16 protein-coding genes are annotated in these 14,456 nt (G+C 67.2%); 8 read left to right on the top strand and 8 right to left on the bottom strand.

Annotation, left to right across the window (positions count from 1 at the left end; genetic code table 11):
- Window positions 1-254: 254 nt before the first annotated feature.
- The 3 genes from zupT to ABE522_RS13115 all read right to left on the bottom strand — a co-directional run bounded on the left by zupT (window position 255) and on the right by ABE522_RS13115 (window position 1,927).
- A complete protein-coding gene (gene zupT, locus ABE522_RS13125; protein WP_346592072.1) occupies window positions 255-1,064 on the bottom strand; it encodes a zinc transporter ZupT in 810 nt (269 codons plus the stop codon).
- 93 nt (window positions 1,065-1,157) lie between these two features.
- The gene (locus ABE522_RS13120) at window positions 1,158-1,580 is read right to left on the bottom strand and encodes an energy transducer TonB (protein ID WP_346592071.1); all 423 of its coding nucleotides are present in this window, start codon (window positions 1,578-1,580) and stop codon (window positions 1,158-1,160) included.
- Window positions 1,581-1,585: 5 nt separating this feature from the next.
- Window positions 1,586-1,927 (bottom strand): 4a-hydroxytetrahydrobiopterin dehydratase, encoded by a 342-nt coding sequence (locus ABE522_RS13115; protein ID WP_346592070.1) that lies wholly within the window; start codon window positions 1,925-1,927, stop codon window positions 1,586-1,588.
- 95 nt (window positions 1,928-2,022) lie between these two features.
- On the opposite strand from ABE522_RS13115, the gene ABE522_RS13110 reads away from it, so the two are divergent.
- Both ABE522_RS13110 and ABE522_RS13105 read left to right on the top strand, forming a co-directional pair.
- On the top strand, window positions 2,023-2,622 hold the full coding sequence (locus ABE522_RS13110; protein ID WP_346592069.1) for an NfuA family Fe-S biogenesis protein: 600 nt from the start codon (window positions 2,023-2,025) through the stop codon (window positions 2,620-2,622).
- Between the two features lie 10 nt (window positions 2,623-2,632).
- Complete coding sequence (locus ABE522_RS13105) at window positions 2,633-4,414, top strand: hypothetical protein (protein WP_346592068.1); 1,782 nt, start codon at window positions 2,633-2,635, stop codon at window positions 4,412-4,414.
- 4 nt (window positions 4,415-4,418) lie between these two features.
- Here the strand turns inward: ABE522_RS13105 and ABE522_RS13100 are convergent, their stop codons facing one another.
- Together ABE522_RS13100 and ABE522_RS13095 are read right to left on the bottom strand one after the other, a co-directional pair.
- Window positions 4,419-4,835, bottom strand: coding sequence for a barstar family protein (locus ABE522_RS13100; protein WP_346592067.1), 417 nt, complete (start codon window positions 4,833-4,835; stop codon window positions 4,419-4,421).
- The gene (locus ABE522_RS13095; RefSeq protein WP_346592066.1) at window positions 4,832-5,287 is read right to left on the bottom strand and encodes a guanyl-specific ribonuclease; all 456 of its coding nucleotides are present in this window, start codon (window positions 5,285-5,287) and stop codon (window positions 4,832-4,834) included. Before ABE522_RS13095 ends, ABE522_RS13100 begins: the two co-directional genes overlap by 4 nt.
- Window positions 5,288-5,489: 202 nt before the next feature.
- Between ABE522_RS13095 and ABE522_RS13090 the strand changes: the two genes are divergently transcribed.
- The gene (locus ABE522_RS13090; RefSeq protein ID WP_346592065.1) at window positions 5,490-6,101 is read left to right on the top strand and encodes a superoxide dismutase; all 612 of its coding nucleotides are present in this window, start codon (window positions 5,490-5,492) and stop codon (window positions 6,099-6,101) included.
- 81 nt (window positions 6,102-6,182) lie between these two features.
- Here the strand turns inward: ABE522_RS13090 and ABE522_RS13085 are convergent, their stop codons facing one another.
- Complete coding sequence (locus ABE522_RS13085) at window positions 6,183-7,001, bottom strand: endonuclease/exonuclease/phosphatase family protein (protein WP_346592064.1); 819 nt, start codon at window positions 6,999-7,001, stop codon at window positions 6,183-6,185.
- 154 nt (window positions 7,002-7,155) lie between these two features.
- On the opposite strand from ABE522_RS13085, the gene ABE522_RS13080 reads away from it, so the two are divergent.
- Both ABE522_RS13080 and ABE522_RS13075 read left to right on the top strand, forming a co-directional pair.
- Window positions 7,156-8,718 carry a POT-type proton-dependent oligopeptide transporter gene (locus tag ABE522_RS13080; protein WP_346592063.1) on the top strand — a complete coding sequence of 521 codons (1,563 nt, stop codon included), beginning with the start codon at window positions 7,156-7,158 and terminating at the stop codon, window positions 8,716-8,718.
- Between the two features lie 7 nt (window positions 8,719-8,725).
- Window positions 8,726-9,349, top strand: a complete 624-nt coding sequence (locus ABE522_RS13075; RefSeq protein WP_042613285.1) for a rhomboid family intramembrane serine protease — start codon at window positions 8,726-8,728, stop codon at window positions 9,347-9,349.
- A 25-nt stretch (window positions 9,350-9,374) separates the two neighbouring features.
- Here ABE522_RS13075 and ABE522_RS13070 read toward each other — a convergent pair whose 3' ends face one another.
- Window positions 9,375-9,569, bottom strand: coding sequence for a hypothetical protein (locus tag ABE522_RS13070; RefSeq protein ID WP_346592062.1), 195 nt, complete (start codon window positions 9,567-9,569; stop codon window positions 9,375-9,377).
- Between the two features lie 199 nt (window positions 9,570-9,768).
- Between ABE522_RS13070 and ABE522_RS13065 the strand changes: the two genes are divergently transcribed.
- From ABE522_RS13065 to cfa, 3 genes are read left to right on the top strand one after another with little or no spacing between them, the layout of a single operon-like run.
- Complete coding sequence (locus ABE522_RS13065; protein ID WP_191771504.1) at window positions 9,769-10,068, top strand: GNAT family N-acetyltransferase; 300 nt, start codon at window positions 9,769-9,771, stop codon at window positions 10,066-10,068.
- A 38-nt stretch (window positions 10,069-10,106) separates the two neighbouring features.
- Complete coding sequence (locus ABE522_RS13060) at window positions 10,107-10,997, top strand: DUF3298 and DUF4163 domain-containing protein (RefSeq protein ID WP_406846356.1); 891 nt, start codon at window positions 10,107-10,109, stop codon at window positions 10,995-10,997.
- 14 nt (window positions 10,998-11,011) lie between these two features.
- Complete coding sequence (gene cfa, locus ABE522_RS13055; RefSeq protein ID WP_346592061.1) at window positions 11,012-12,130, top strand: cyclopropane fatty acyl phospholipid synthase; 1,119 nt, start codon at window positions 11,012-11,014, stop codon at window positions 12,128-12,130.
- Between the two features lie 66 nt (window positions 12,131-12,196).
- Here the strand turns inward: cfa and ABE522_RS13050 are convergent, their stop codons facing one another.
- The gene (locus ABE522_RS13050) at window positions 12,197-14,365 is read right to left on the bottom strand and encodes a M3 family metallopeptidase (protein WP_346592060.1); all 2,169 of its coding nucleotides are present in this window, start codon (window positions 14,363-14,365) and stop codon (window positions 12,197-12,199) included.
- Between the last annotated feature and the right edge of the window lie 91 nt (window positions 14,366-14,456).

The raw sequence follows: 14,456 nt of genomic DNA, 5'->3' as shown, positions 1-14,456 counted from the left end.
GGGTTCTGCTTCTTTGCGAACCCCTAATGAACGCTGACCCCGTTTTTCTTTTCACGCGGCTGGCGCCCACGGAACCTGTCCGGGGTCCGGGCGGGGTGGGTTGGCGGGACGCTGAGCCGCATGGATGCGGCGATGCAGCCTCCATGGATGGATTCACGGCGTGTCCCGCCAACCCACCCCGCCCGGACCTACCCCAGAAGGCAGCTTCAGCAGGCCGCCACCCGCGAGGGGGTTTCACCCGTTCGCCAACCCACTCACCACTTGAACAGCACCAGGCTCAACGCCAGGGTCATCATGCCCGCGACCAGTCCGTACACCGTTTCGTGACCCTTCGCGTAGCGCTTCGCCGCCGGCAGCAGCTCATCCAGGGCCAGGAACACCATCACGCCGGCAATCAGCCCGAATACCCAGCCGAAGGTGGCGTGGTTCAGCGAGCCGGACAACAGGAAATAGCCGATGCCCGCGCCGATCGGCTCGGCCAGGCCGGACAGCAGGCTCGCCGCGAAGGCGTAGAACTTGTTCTGCGTGGCGAAGTACACCGGCACCGCGATGGCGATGCCTTCGGGGATGTTGTGGATGGCGATGGCGAAGGCCAGCGGCATGCCCACCGACGGGCTTTCCAGGGTGGCGAAGAACGTCGCCAGGCCTTCCGGGAAGTTGTGCGCGGTGATCGCCACGGCGGTCAGCAGGCCGACCCGTTTGATGTAGGCCTTGTTGTCGGCGCGGAAGTTCGGATCCTTCGCGTCCAGGCTCTCGTGCGGATTGGGGATCAGGTGGTCGATGCCCATGATCACCAGGATGCCCAGCAGGAAGGCGACGGTGCCGTAGGTGAAACCGAGGCGCGGATCGTAGGCCTGGGTGAACGAGTCGATCGACTTGTTGAGGATCTCCGACAACGACACGTAGACCATCGCGCCGCCGGCAAACGCCAGGCCGAACGCCAGCAGGCGAGGGTTGGGACGTTTCGCGAACAGCACCATCAGGCTGCCGAGCGCGGTGGCCAGACCCGCGGCCAGGGTGACCGCCAGGGCGATCCAGACGTTCTCAGTGGAAATCTGCAGCATCTGCCGGTGCAATCCTTCGGGGAACGGTCGCCCCACTCAGACGGGACGATGGGGACGGGCGGGCGCCGGCGGGCCGTGGCGGAAAGCGGGGCATCAGCCGCCGCGGCGCAGGCGTTCTTCCACGGCGAAGCATTCATCCGGGCGCGGCTGCGGCGGGTTGAAGCTCACCGGCACCTGGATCGTGGCGGGCATCTTCCGGCCATTGCGGCTGGCGGCGTTGAACTGCCAGCCCTGCACGGCGGTGCGCGCCTGTTCGTCCAGCTGCGGGTTGCCGCTGCTGGTCAGCTGGGTCACGTCGGTGGGCTTGCCTTCCACGCCCACCACGACCTTCAGGGTGGTGGTGCCGCCCACGCCGCTGCAGGCCAGTTCGATCGGGTACTGCGGGGGCGGGGTCTTCACCGCGGCGACTTCGGTCGGCGGGGTGGCCGGCGCGGCCGGGGTCGCCGGCTCGCCGGAGCCACCGCAGGCGGCCAGGCCGGTGGCGAGCAGGGGCAGGATCAACAGGCGCAGGGTCATGGCAGTCACTCCGTCAGGGCCGATGCTTTGGCGGCGCAGATGAAATCGTTCTCGCTCAGCCCGCCCACGTCGTGCGTGGAATAACGCACCACGACGCGGTCGTAATGCACCCCCAGGTCCGGGTGGTGGTCTTCGCGGTGGGCGATGAAGGCCAGCGCATTGACGAAGGCGAGCGTGTGGTAATAGTCCTTGAAGCGGAAGGTGCGCTGCAGCGCCTGGCCGTTCTCGACCAGCTCCCAGCCGGGCACCTGTGGCAGCAGCTCCGCCAGCCGGGCCTGCCCCAGGCGGTGCTCGTTGCCCCGGCGGGGGATGCAATGGGCCTGTTCCAGCGGGACCAGATCGTTCATGGAATGCTCTACCTCTGAAATCGTTGACTGAACAGTGCGCGGTCCGGTGTATAAACCGAATGATCGCGTAACAGGGACTTCGTTAGAATAGCGCCATGATCCAGATATCCGACACCGCCCAGTCCCATTTCCGCAGGTTGATCGAACGCGAAGGCGTGCCCGGCATGGGCGTGCGTGTGTCCGCGGTCGACGCTGGCACCCCCCGCGCCGATGCCCGGCTTGAGTTCGCCGAACCGGCCGACCTGCTCGGCGACGAGTGGGCGGTGGACTGCGATGGGTTCACCTTGTACGTGGCCTCGGACAGCGTGGGCTGGCTGGATGGCGCCGAGATCGACATCGTGACCGGCGCTGCCGGCGGACAACAGCTGACCATCAAGGCGCCGCGCATAAAGGGCGAAGCACCCGGTGACGCCGCCTCGCTGGTGGAGCGCGTGCACTGGGTGGTGGAAAACGAGGTCAATCCGCAGCTCGCCTCGCACGGTGGCAAGGTCGCGGTGCAGGAAGTGTCCGCCGACGGCGTGGTACTGCTGCGCTTCGGTGGCGGCTGCCAGGGCTGCGGCATGGCCGATGTCACCTTGAAGCAGGGAATCGAGAAGACGCTGATGGGCCGGGTTCCGGGCATCACGGCGGTACGTGATGCCACCGACCACGACAGTGGGCAGGCACCGTACATGCCGCGCGGCAACGTCGCCTGACGCCCGCTGCGTGCCGTCATCCCGGGCCGCACAGTGGATCGAGGCCCTGCTGGCACGCCAGCAGGAGCCGCCCATTCTGGAAAAGAAAACCGGCCTGCCCTACGGGTGGGCCATCTGGCTGCGCGCGCGTCCGCCGCTGCCACGTCCCCAGCATGCGCGTGAGCTGGTCGCGGTGCTGCTGCCGCGGCCGCGGCCCGCGGCCAGTGGCCGCCTGCCCGGGCTGACGATGTGGCAGGCGGTGCGCCGCCTGGGCTGGCAGCAGTGGGATCCGGCACCGCGTGACCAGCGCTGGATGCGCTGGACCGCCGCCGCCGCCAGCCTGCTGCTGCACGTGCTGTTCGCCTTCCTGCTGCTATGGGTGGCGCTGGTGCGTTCTTCGCAGCCGGATACCGGCGGCGAAGGCGAGCGGGTGCAGGTGGAGTTCATCGGGCAGGGCGCGCAGGAAGGCGGCGGCGACCAGCCGGGCAGCGAAGCGGCCGCGGCAGCCGAAGGTGGCGCGGCTTCGGCTGCGACGGACAGCCCGGCGGCATCGCCGTCCGCAGCGCAGGACGGCGCGCCGGCTGCGTCCAGCACCGCCGCGCAGCCCGTTCCGGCCGAAGTTGCCGCTGCGACCGCCTCTGAACCGGCACCTGCCGAACCCGCCCCCCCGGTGCCGGCGCCCGCGCTGCCGACGCCGCCGGTGCAGGCGACGGACGTGGCCGAGGCCACGACCGATTTCGTGGTGCCGCCGGTCAGCGTGCCGCGTACCGAAGTCACCGTGGTCCCGCGCCAGGCGTCGCCGTCGGTTCGCGAACGCGAGGTGCAGGTCGTGCAGGCCCCGGTCGTGGTCACGCCGCGTCCGGTAACGCCCGTGCGCACCCGTGCGCCGTCTGAAACCACGGTGCAGGTGCGTGAACGCGAGGTCCCGCTTGCGGTGCAGGCGCCGACGCCGCTGCGGGTGCCGCAGGCCGAGGTGGCGGTGCAGGTTGCCCCGCGTGAGCCCACCGTCGTGCGCGAACGCGAAGTGGCTGCCGTGACCGCGCCTGCGATCACCATGCCGGCCATGCGCGGGCGTGAGCCGGCGCTGCGCACGCGGCCGAGTACCGAGCCGACCGTGCGCGAACGTGCCGTTGCCAACGCCGCTGCCCGCGCGGCGGCTACCGCCAACCCGCGCCCGTCGGCAACCCCGGCTGCCCAGGCCTCATCGTCTTCTTCGGCGGCTGCAGCGGCTTCGGCATCGACCGCCGCATCGCGCGCGCCGGGCCAGGCGGGTGCGCAGGCGCGTCCGACGCCGGGCAACTGGGCGACGCCGGCGCGCGGTGATGATTGGGGTGCATCCACCCGTGATCGTCCCGGCAGCAGCGCGGGCGCGCAGGCCAATCGTGATGCCGGGCAGGGCAGCGGCGTCTTCAACGCGGACGGCAGCGTGCGCGTTCCCGGCCAGGACGGCGCCGGCAACACCGATCGCGGTGCGCCTGGCGGTGACAACGATGGCTGGAGCCGTGACCGCATCGCGCAGTCCGGCACCTGGCTCAAGCGACCGCCGTATGACTACACCCCGACCTCGTTCGACAAGTACTGGGTGCCCAATGAATCGTTGCTGGCCGAGTGGGTGCGGCGCGGCGTGCAGTCGGTGGAAATCCCGCTGCCGGGTACCAGCACGAAGATTTCCTGCGTGATTTCGGTGCTGCAGTTCGGCGGTGGGTGCGGCCTCAACGATCCGAACATGCAGGACCAGCCGGCGATCGCGCGTCCGCCGCCGGATGTTCCGTTCAAGAAAGAGCTGCAGGAAGACAACGGCAGCGTCCGCTGACCGCTCAGGTTCCGCTGGAGAGGAACGCCCACATCGGCAGGTCCTGCGCGGCCCAGTACTGGCTGGCCTCGTCGAGGATCTCCAGCAGGGTGTCGAAGCTGGCGGTGTCCTGCGCACGCAGGGCGTCGATGCGATCCAGGAACAGCGCGTACCCGCCGGTGGCGCCCAGCCATTGCAGGTCACGCAGGTTGTCGGACAGTGCATCCCAGTTGCCGCCGAAGCCGGTCGGAAAATCCAGCTGTGCGGCAAGCCGGGCCAACAGGGTGCGTTTGTCGGCCACGCCTTCCAGGTCGACGCGGCGCACCAGCAGGCCGGCATCGCGCATGGCTGCGGCGAGCGCGGCTTCGTCGCCTTCGCCGATCGCATATACGCCGGCGTTGTTGAGGTCGTGCAGGCCCAGTCCGAACGCATCATGGGTCATGGTGCCGTCCCTCCTGCAGGTACGTTGAAGCTGCGGAAGCTTTCGTAATGATCGCTGGTGTAATACCAGGCGTCGGGTGGCTCGCCGCCGGTGACGATGCGGCGGGCGCCGCGGTTGCCGGCGCCTGGCGTTTCAACCGTGTACTCGCGGTAATAACCGCGCTCGCGCTGCGGCAGCCGCTGCTCGCGGTTGCCGAACACGCTGCCGTCCTGGCGGTGCGGGAAGGGGCCGCCGCGCTGGATCAGCGCGATCGTCCGCCGCGCTTCAGCGGGAAGGAACCCCGGCAGCCCTGCGTCTGCGGCCAGGCTGGCCGAGCTCGTCGAGCTGGCTGACGGCGCGGCGGACAGGCTGGGCGCGAACTGCGGCTTGGCCGGGCGCTGCAGGAAGTGGTTGCCCACCAGCCCGAGCAGCAGCAGGGCGATGGCGGTGATCAACAGGCGGGGATTGCGCATGGCGATGGCAGGCGTGGAAACAGTGGCCGCCACTGTAGCGCCGTGGGCCTGCATCGTGCATGAGGGCCACGCTGTCCTGCGCCGGTCACCTGCAGGACGAAGTTTCCTTTACATCCCACTTGGTAATCTTCACGCCAGTCCCCATCATTTAACGCGCACCACCTGGCGAATGCCAGGTCCCCAAGCTACGAGGAGATGCACCATGGCCTACACCCTGCCCAAGCTGTCCTACGCCTATGACGCCCTGGAACCGCATATCGATGCGGCCACCATGGAGATCCACCACACCAAGCACCACCAGACCTACATCAACAACGTCAACGCCGCGCTGGAAGGCACTGAATACGCCGACCTGCCGGTGGAAGAGCTGGTCAAGAAGCTGAAGTCGCTGCCGGAAAACCTGCAGGGCCCGGTGCGCAACAACGGCGGCGGCCATGCCAACCACTCCCTGTTCTGGACCGTGATGGCGCCCAACGCCGGCGGCAACCCGGTCGGTGAAGTGGCCGCGAAGATCGACAGCGATCTCGGTGGCTTCGACAAGTTCAAGGATGCCTTCACCAAGGCGGCGCTGACCCGCTTCGGCAGCGGCTGGGCATGGCTGAGCGTCACCCCGGACAAGAAGGTCGTGGTGGAAAGCACCGGCAACCAGGACAGCCCGCTGATGGAAGGCAACACGCCGATCCTCGGCCTGGACGTCTGGGAGCACGCGTACTACCTGAAGTACCAGAACCGTCGCCCGGAATACATCGGCGCGTTCTTCAACGTGATCGACTGGAACGAAGTCGAGCGCCGTTACCAGGAAGCGGTTGCCTGATTCCGCAGCATCACGGTAGGCAGCAGAAAGGCCGCGCTTTGCAGCGCGGCCTTTTTCCATTGCACGACTGCCGAGGTGGGGTCAGCCGGCCGGGGCCTGCAGCCGCAGCACGGCCATCACGCCCAGCGGCAACACCGGCATATCGCCGTCTGCGGGCAGTTCAATGCGCTGCTGGCGCTTCCCACTGAAGGATTTGACCTGGAACAGCACGTCCAGCCCATGGCTGCCGACGTTGCCGTTGCCCGCGCCGGGCTTCTCCACCCGGGCCGACGGATTGCGCCGCGCCGGCTGGAACCCGGGCATGCCGCGCACCACCTCGCTGCTGCTGGCAGCAAAATCACCGGCGACCAGGCTCGGGTGGCCGTCCGACGTGGCCGCGATCCAGGCCATCAGGTCGTTGGCCTGGTGCTGGCGACTGGCCCCGGTATCCGGCTCGGGGCGCAGCCGCGCCACGTAGATGTTGACCTGGCCTTCGCCGACCGCAACGCGCATCATGCCCGCCGCGCTGTAGCGGCCGGGCGGATGCAGCAGGGTGACGCCGTCTTCTTCCACGCGCAGCCGGCTGAGCATCGCGCTGCCATGGCGCTGGGCCTGGCTGGGCGGATCGGCAGTGATGAAATCGCAGCTGTAGCGGAGGCGGCTGGCCAACCAGCAGGCTGGATTGCGTCGGCCCTCCTGCAGCACCTGCTGCACGGTGATCACGTCCGGTTGCAGGGTGGCCAGCAGTTGGGCGATGGCTTCGCGGCGATGTTCCCAGGCCGGATCTGCCTGCGCGGGGAGCTGCAGGCTGGCCACGCTCAATTCGGCCAGTGGTGTTGCCGCCGCCGGCTGCGCACGCACCGCCAAGGGAACCAGCAACAGGCCAACGCACAACAACAGGGGGAAAGGGGGGGCGCGCATAACGATAAGTTTACGCTTGCGCCGTGCAGGCGTCGTGACCTTGCAGCGTCCCTGCCATGCTTTCCCGGCGCTGTCATGCAGCCGTGCAGCGTGCGCTGGGTGCCTGCATTCCGGTAACCTTGGCGCTTTCGTGTCCGCAGGAAAGCCTTACAGGATGAGCCATAACGCAGTCGCCCCCGCCGGCAAGGGATCCATGCCGCGCCAGATCCCGTACATCATCGGCAATGAGGCCTGCGAGCGCTTCAGTTTCTACGGCATGCGCAACATCCTGGTGCAGTTCCTGATCACCTCGTTGCTGCTGCAGGAGATCACCGCCGAAGGCCGTGCCGGTGAAGCCAAGGACATCATGCACAGCTTCATGATCGGCGTGTATTTCTTCCCGCTGCTCGGTGGCTGGCTGGCCGATAAATTCTTCGGCAAGTACCACACCATCCTGTGGTTCAGCCTGATCTACTGTGTCGGCCACCTGTGCCTGGCGCTGTTCGAAGGCAGTCGCGGCGGCTTCTTCTTCGGCCTGGGGCTGATCGCGCTGGGTGCCGGTGGCATCAAGCCGCTGGTGGCCTCGTTCATGGGCGACCAGTTCGACCAGGGCAACAAGCACCTGGCCAAGATCGTCTTCGACGCCTTCTACTGGATCATCAACTTCGGCTCGCTGTTCGCCTCGCTGCTGATCCCGCTGGTGCTGAAGAACTGGGGCCCGCAGTGGGCCTTCGGCATCCCCGGCATCCTGATGTTCATCGCGACCTTCGTGTTCTGGCTGGGGCGCAAGCGCTACGTGCTGACCCCGCTGCCGCCGAAGGACCCGCATTCGTTCGCCAACGTGGTGCGTACCGCGCTGACCGCACGCGTGGAAGGGCGCGGCCGCCCCGGCCTGGTGCTGGCGGTGGCCGGCGTGGTGCTGGCGATTGCTTCGTTCGGGCTGGTCGGCACGCTGGGAATCGTGATCTGCCTGTGCCTGGCGCTGGTCTCGGTGCTGGCCGGCATCGGGGGCGGCACCTGGATGCAGCTGGACCGGGCCCGTGCGGTGCATCCGGCCGAGGCCGTCGAAGGCGTCCGCTCGGTGCTGCGCGTGCTGGTCATCTTCGCGCTGACCACGCCGTTCTTCTCGTTGTTCGACCAGAAGGCGTCCACGTGGGTGCTGCAGGGCCAGCAGATGCAGATGCCCAGCTGGTTCACCGCCTCGCAGATGCAGGCCTTGAACCCGCTGCTGGTGATGATCCTGATCCCGTTCAACAACCTGGTGCTGTACCCGGCGCTGCGCCGTTTCGGCTTCGAACCCACCGCGCTGCGCCGGATGACCGCGGGCATCGCCTTCAGCGGCCTGGCGTGGATCGTGGTCGGTGGCATCCAGGTGGTGATGGATGGCGGCAACGCGATGTCGATCTTCTGGCAGATGCTGCCGTACGCGCTGCTGACGTTCGGTGAAGTGCTGGTCTCGGCGACCGGTCTGGAATTCGCCTACAGCCAGGCGCCGCAGGCGATGAAGGGGGTGGTGATGAGCTTCTGGAACCTGACCACCACCATCGGCAACCTGTGGGTGCTGCTGTCCAACGCCGCGGTGCGCAACGATACGGTGACCCACCAGATCGCCAGTACCGGGTTGAGCGAAGCGGCGTTCCTGATGTTCTTCTTCGCTGGCTTCGCGTTCGTCGCCGCACTGGCCTTCGGCTGGTATGCGCGCCGTTACCGCATGGTCGACAACTACCGCGCCGCCTGAGCCTGACATGACACCCGTAAATCTCCTGCTGATCGCCATCACCGCCATCGTGTCCTACCTGGCGTTCAACAACCGCAAGCTGGCCGACCGGCTGATCCTGTGGCCGCCGGCGGTGGATCGCCACCGCCAGTACGACCGGCTGGTGACCTACGGCTTCATCCACGCCGACTGGCCGCACCTGATCTTCAACATGATCACGCTGTTCTTCTTCGGCGGACAGATCGAAACGGTGATGGTGCAGCTGTCCGGCAGCTACCTGACCTATCCGGCGTTCTATCTGGGCGCGTTGGTGGTGTCCATCCTGCCCAGCTACATCAAGAACCAGAAGAATCCCAACTACCTCAGCCTGGGCGCGTCGGGGGCGGTGTCGGCGGTGCTGTTCGCCTTCATCCTGCTCAGCCCGTGGACGATCATCCTGGTGTTCTTCATCCCGGCGCCGGCCATCCTGTACGCGGTGTTCTACGTGGGCTACAGCATCTGGATGGACAAGAAGGGCGGGGACCGCATCAACCACAGCGCCCACCTCGCCGGCGCGGCGTTCGGCGTGCTGTTCCTGCTGGCGATGAACCCGGGCATCTTCAACCACTTCCTGCGCGAACTGTCCAACCCGCGCTTCGGCCTGGGCGGCTGAGCCGCGCGCAGCGACCCGCGGGCGGCTAGCGCGTCCGCGGGGTCCCGCTGTCCACGCCATAGGTATCCAGCAGGCGGGTGAAGACTTCTTCGCCGATCCGCTGGAACTGCGTTTCGTCGGTATGGCCTTCCACGGCCAGCTGCAGCAGGCCATCCAGCAGCGCGTCATCGCTCGCGGCGGTGGCGGCGGCGTCGTTGGAGGGAGCGGGCGGGTGTCGCATGGGAACCTCCTGGGAAAGGGGCGGGCGGACCCGGCAGGGCCTTCCAGTGCGCCCCGTCGACAGGGGTATCGGCCGCGGCCGGCCACGCTTTAGCGGCCGATGCATCCGGGGCAGATAGCGCTTGCCCCTGTTCAGGCTTCACACGATCATGGCGGCAGGCTGCGCACCATCAGCGGTGCTGCCCCAGGAGATCGGTCCCATGGCTTCGGTCACGCCCCCCGGATTGGCTTACGAGGTCACCCATGACGTGGCTGCGCACCGCTTCACCGCACGGGTGCAAGGTCATCTGGCGTTGCTGGATTACCAGCTCAAGCGCCGCCGCATGGTGATCACCCACACCGAGGTGCCCGATGCCATCGGCGGGCGCGGCATCGCCGGGGAACTGACCCGCGTGGCGCTGCGCTGGGCACGCGACAACAGATACAAAGTGGTTCCCGCGTGCGCTTACGCGGAGGCGTTCTTTGAGCGTCACGAAGAATTCAATGACCTGTTGGCCTGATCGGCCGATGGGGTTCGTTCCAGAAAGGAAACCGATACATGTCGCTGCCAGTCCAGGGGAAATCGATGAAGTCGTTGCGCCATAAACTGCCTGCCGCCGGGGTGCTGGGCGTGGCCATCGCGGCCATGCTGCTGGCCGGGTGCGGGCGCGGGGATGGCAACAGCGCGGGCCCCCAGCCGGCCGCCACCGATACCGCCGGTCAGCTGCCGGCGCCGGTGGCCGAAGCACCCGCCGATGCACCGGTAGCGCTTGCCGACGTGATCGAGACCAGCCCGCAGGCGGTGGTCGGCATCAGTTATGCAGCCGGGCTGGACCAGTACCCGGGGCTGGCCAAGGCGCTGCAGGATTACGCTGCCGCTGCGCGTGGCGAGCTGCAGCAGGCCCTCGATGGGCTGGGCAACGACAAGCCGACGATGCCGTACGAGTTGTCGCTGGCGTTTGAAAAGCAGCTGGAAACCCCGGAGCTGGTAGTGGTGCGCGCCGAAGGCAGCCGCTACACCGGCGGTGCCCATGGCGAGCCGCTGGTCGCCCGCTTCGTCTGGCTGCCCGGCCCGCAGCAGATGCTGACCGCCGACCACCTGGTGCCGGACGCCAAGGGGTGGAAGGCGATCAGTGACTTCGTGGCCGACCAGCTGCGCGAGCGCGTGGCGACCCGCCTGAGCAGCGAGGACATGGAGCCGGGCGAGCTGCAGGAATCGCTGCGCAGCGCTTCGCGGATGATCAACGAAGGCACCGGCGCCCGGCCGGACAACTTCCGCCAGTTCGAACCGATGACCGATGCCGGCGGCAAGGTGACCGGGTTGCGGTTCGTGTTCCCCCCCTACCAGGTCGGTCCCTACTCCGAAGGCACCCAGACCGCCGAGGTACCGGCGTCCGTGCTGGTGCCACATGTGGCGCCGGAGTATGCCGGACTGTTCGCCCACGGCTGAGCACGGAGGTGACGGTGGACGCGGCGCTGCAGGTCCGGCTCACCGCGTTGCTGCACGAGGCTGGCGTCGCCGTTGGCGGTGCCCGGCCACAGGATATCCACGTCCATGACCCGCGCTTCCACGCACGGGTGCTGGCCGGCGGGTCGTTGGCGCTGGGCGAGAGTTACATGGACGGATGGTGGGACGCCAACCAGCTGGATTGCTTCCTGCTGCACCTGCTGCAGGCCCACCTGGACGAGCGCGTGCACAGTTGGCGTGAGCTGGCCGATGCGGTCCGCGCACGCCTGGTCAACGCGCAGGCCGGGCAGCGCAGTTTCGAAGTCGGGCGCCGCCACTACGATCTCGGCAACGACCTGTACGCGGCCATGCTCGGACAGCGCCTGGTGTACAGCTGCGGGTACTGGCGGCAGGCCCGGGACCTGGATGCCGCACAGGAAGCCAAGCTGGACCTGGTCTGCCGCAAGCTGGCGCTGCGTCCCGGCCAGCGCGTGCTCGACATCGGCTGCGGCTGGGGGGAAGCGCTGAAGTTCGCCTGCGAACGCTATGGCGTCAGTGGCGTGGGCGTGACCATCTCCGAAGAGCAGGCCGCGTATGCGCGCGAGCGCTGCGCAGGATTGCCGGTGGAGATCCGGCTGCAGGATTACCGCGCGCTGGATGAGCGCTTCGATGCGGTGTTCTCCATCGGCATGTTCGAACACGTGGGCGAACGCAACTATCGCGCGTTCTTCGACGTGGCCCGGCGTTGCCTGGCCCCGGACGGTTTGCTGCTGCTGCATACCATCGGGCGCAATGTCAGCGGCCACCGCACCGATCCATGGATCGCCCGTTACATTTTCCCCAACTCGATGCTGCCATCGGCGGCGCAGATCACGCGCGCGTTCGAGGGCCGCTTCGTGCTTGAAGACTGGCATGGCTTCGGCACCGACTACGATCTGACCCTGCAGGCATGGCGGCGCAACGTGGAAGCGGCCTGGCCGCGGCTGGATCGGCAGCGCTACGACGAACGCTTCAAGCGCATGTGGCGCTTCTACCTGGCCGGTTCGATGGCCGCGTTCCGCTGTCGGCATGCACAGTTGTGGCAGCTGGTGCTGTCGCCGGAAGGGGTGCCGGGCGGGTACGTGGCGCCGCGTTGAGGCAGCCTGCGAAAAAAACGCCCGGTTACCCGGGCGTTTTCCATTCAACGTTGCTGCAGGCGCTGTTTACTTGCCGGCACCGGTCAGGCCACGCTTCTCCAGCAGCGGCTCGATCTGCGGCTCATGGCCGGCGAAGTCGCGGAACAGCTGCATCGCATCCACGCTGCCGCCGCGCGACAGCAGGGTCTTGCGGAAGTGGTCGCCATTCCTGCGGCTCAGGCCACCGTTCTCGTTGAACCACTTCTGGGTGTTGGCGTCGAGCACTTCGGACCAGATGTAGGCGTAGTAGCCGGCCGAGTAGCCGCCCATGATGTGGCTGAAGTACGGGGTCTTGTAACGCGGCGGCACCGGCGCGTAGAAGATGCCGTCCTTGGCCAGTGCGGCGGCTTCGAACTTCATCACGTCGGCGGCGGCCGGGACCTGGTCCGCGCTGATCTGGTGCCAGCGCTGGTCCAGCATCGCCGCACCCAGGTATTCGGTGGTGGCGAAGCCCTGGTTGAACTTGGCGGCGGCGACCACCTTGTCCAGCAGCGCCTGCGGCATCGCCGAACCGTTCTGGTAGTGCTTGGCGTAGTTCTTCAGGATGACCGGATTGTCAGCCCACATCTCGTTGACCTGCGAGGGGAACTCGACGAAGTCGCGCGGCACCGAGGTGCCGGAGAAATACGGGTACTTCACGTTGGAGAACATGCCGTGCAGCGCATGGCCGAACTCGTGGAAGGTGGTGGTCACTTCATCCCAGGTCAGCAGGGTCGGCTTGCCGGCCGGCGGCTTGGGGATGTTGAGGTGGTTGGCCACCACCGGCTTGAAGCCGGACAGCTCCGACTGCGAAACGTAGGAGTTCATCCACGCACCGCCACGCTTGGATGCGCGTGCATACGGGTCGAAGATGAAGATCGCCAGCTGGCTGCCGTCGGCATCGAACACGTCGTACACGGTGACGTCGTCGTGGTAGACCGGCAGGTCGGTACGCTGCTTGAAGGTCAGGCCGAATTCGAGTTCAGCGGCATGGAACACGCCGTCTTCCAGCACGGTCTTCATTTCGAAGTACGGCTTGAGCTGGGATTCGTCGAAGTTGTACTTCGCCTGGCGCACCTTCTCGCTGTAGAACGCCCAGTCCCAGGCTTCCAGCTTGAAGGTCGGCTTGCCGGCGGCCTTCTGTTCCTGGTCGATCATCGCCTGCAGGTCGGCGGCTTCGCGCTTGGCGTTGGCCACCGCGGCCGGGGCCAGCTGGCCCAGCATCGCGTTGACCGCTTCGGGGGTCTTGGCGGTCTGGTTGGTCAGGTTGTAGGCGGCGAAGTTGGGGAAGCCCATCAGCTTGGCCTTGTCGGCGCGCAGCTGCATGATGCGCGCCACCAGCGCGGTGTTGTCGAACTCACCGCCGCGGCTGCCGCGGGTGGTGGACGCTTCGTAGATCTTCTGGCGCAGCGCACGGTTGGCCAGGTTGGTCAGCGGCGGCTGGCCGGTGGTGTTGAGCAGGGTGATCACGTACTTGCCGTCCAGGCCACGCGCCTTGGCCGCTTCGGCGGCGGCGGAGATCTGCTCCTGCGACAGACCGTCAAGTTCATTGACGTCGTCCACGGTGATCGCCGAGGCGTTCACTTCGGACTGCACGTTCTGGCTGAATTTGGTCCCCAGGTTGGCCAGCTCGGCGTTCATTTCCTTGAGCTTGGTCTTGTCCGCTTCGGACAGCTTGGCGCCGGCGCGCACGTAGTTCTCGTAGTACTTCTCGACCAGGCGCACGCCTTCGGCGTCCAGGCCCAGCTTGGCGCGGTCGTCATACAGGGCCTGGATGCGGGCGAACAGCTTGCCGTTCAGCGCGATCGCATCGCCGTGGGCGGCAAAGCGCGCCGAATAATCGGCCTGCAGCTTCTTGCGGGTGTCATTGGTATCGGCACCGACCAGGGCAAAGAACACGGTGGTGGCGCGGTCCAGCGTCTCGCCGCTCTTTTCCAGCGCGATCAGGGTGTTTTCGAAGGTCGGCTTGGCCTTGTTGTTGGCGATGGCCTCCACTTCCTTCAACTGCTGCGCCATGCCGGCGTCGAACGCCGGGGCGAAATCGCTGTCGGTGATCTTGTCGAACTGCGGGTAGTGCAGCGGCAGCGGGCTGTCGGCGAAGAACGGATTGGCCTGCTGCGCGGCGGTGCTGGCAGCCGGGGTGGCGGCGCCGGCGGAATAGGCGGGCAGGGCAAGGCCGAGGGTCATGGCCACGGCAAGGGCAAGGCGGGTGGTCAAGGCAAGGTACTCCACGAAGACAAGTCCCCGAGGGTAACCCGGCCCCGGATGGGTGGGCTTGTGTCGAAAGGCATGGGCGTTCACGCTGCTG

It is taken from the genome of Stenotrophomonas lacuserhaii, assembly GCF_039674585.1.
Classification (GTDB): Bacteria; Pseudomonadota; Gammaproteobacteria; order Xanthomonadales; family Xanthomonadaceae; genus Stenotrophomonas; species Stenotrophomonas pennii_A.
Note: the sequence above shows the minus strand (reverse complement) of the source record. Positions and strands in the feature narration are given on the sequence as shown.

What these genes read in the sequence shown, in the direction of transcription:
- ABE522_RS13115 (WP_346592070.1), bottom strand. Translation starts at nt 1,927, where the DNA reads ATGAACGATCTGGTCCCGCTGGAACAGGCCCATTGCATCCCCCGCCGG.
- ABE522_RS13095 (WP_346592066.1), bottom strand. Translation starts at nt 5,287, where the DNA reads ATGCGCAATCCCCGCCTGTTGATCACCGCCATCGCCCTGCTGCTGCTC.
- ABE522_RS13120 (WP_346592071.1), bottom strand. Translation starts at nt 1,580, where the DNA reads ATGACCCTGCGCCTGTTGATCCTGCCCCTGCTCGCCACCGGCCTGGCC.
- ABE522_RS13110 (WP_346592069.1), top strand. Translation starts at nt 2,023, where the DNA reads ATGATCCAGATATCCGACACCGCCCAGTCCCATTTCCGCAGGTTGATC.
- ABE522_RS13100 (WP_346592067.1), bottom strand. Translation starts at nt 4,835, where the DNA reads ATGACCCATGATGCGTTCGGACTGGGCCTGCACGACCTCAACAACGCC.
- ABE522_RS13070 (WP_346592062.1), bottom strand. Translation starts at nt 9,569, where the DNA reads ATGCGACACCCGCCCGCTCCCTCCAACGACGCCGCCGCCACCGCCGCG.
- ABE522_RS13060 (WP_406846356.1), top strand. Translation starts at nt 10,107, where the DNA reads ATGTCGCTGCCAGTCCAGGGGAAATCGATGAAGTCGTTGCGCCATAAA.
- ABE522_RS13065 (WP_191771504.1), top strand. Translation starts at nt 9,769, where the DNA reads ATGGCTTCGGTCACGCCCCCCGGATTGGCTTACGAGGTCACCCATGAC.
- zupT (WP_346592072.1), bottom strand. Translation starts at nt 1,064, where the DNA reads ATGCTGCAGATTTCCACTGAGAACGTCTGGATCGCCCTGGCGGTCACC.
- ABE522_RS13085 (WP_346592064.1), bottom strand. Translation starts at nt 7,001, where the DNA reads ATGCGCGCCCCCCCTTTCCCCCTGTTGTTGTGCGTTGGCCTGTTGCTG.
- ABE522_RS13080 (WP_346592063.1), top strand. Translation starts at nt 7,156, where the DNA reads ATGAGCCATAACGCAGTCGCCCCCGCCGGCAAGGGATCCATGCCGCGC.
- ABE522_RS13075 (WP_042613285.1), top strand. Translation starts at nt 8,726, where the DNA reads ATGACACCCGTAAATCTCCTGCTGATCGCCATCACCGCCATCGTGTCC.
- ABE522_RS13090 (WP_346592065.1), top strand. Translation starts at nt 5,490, where the DNA reads ATGGCCTACACCCTGCCCAAGCTGTCCTACGCCTATGACGCCCTGGAA.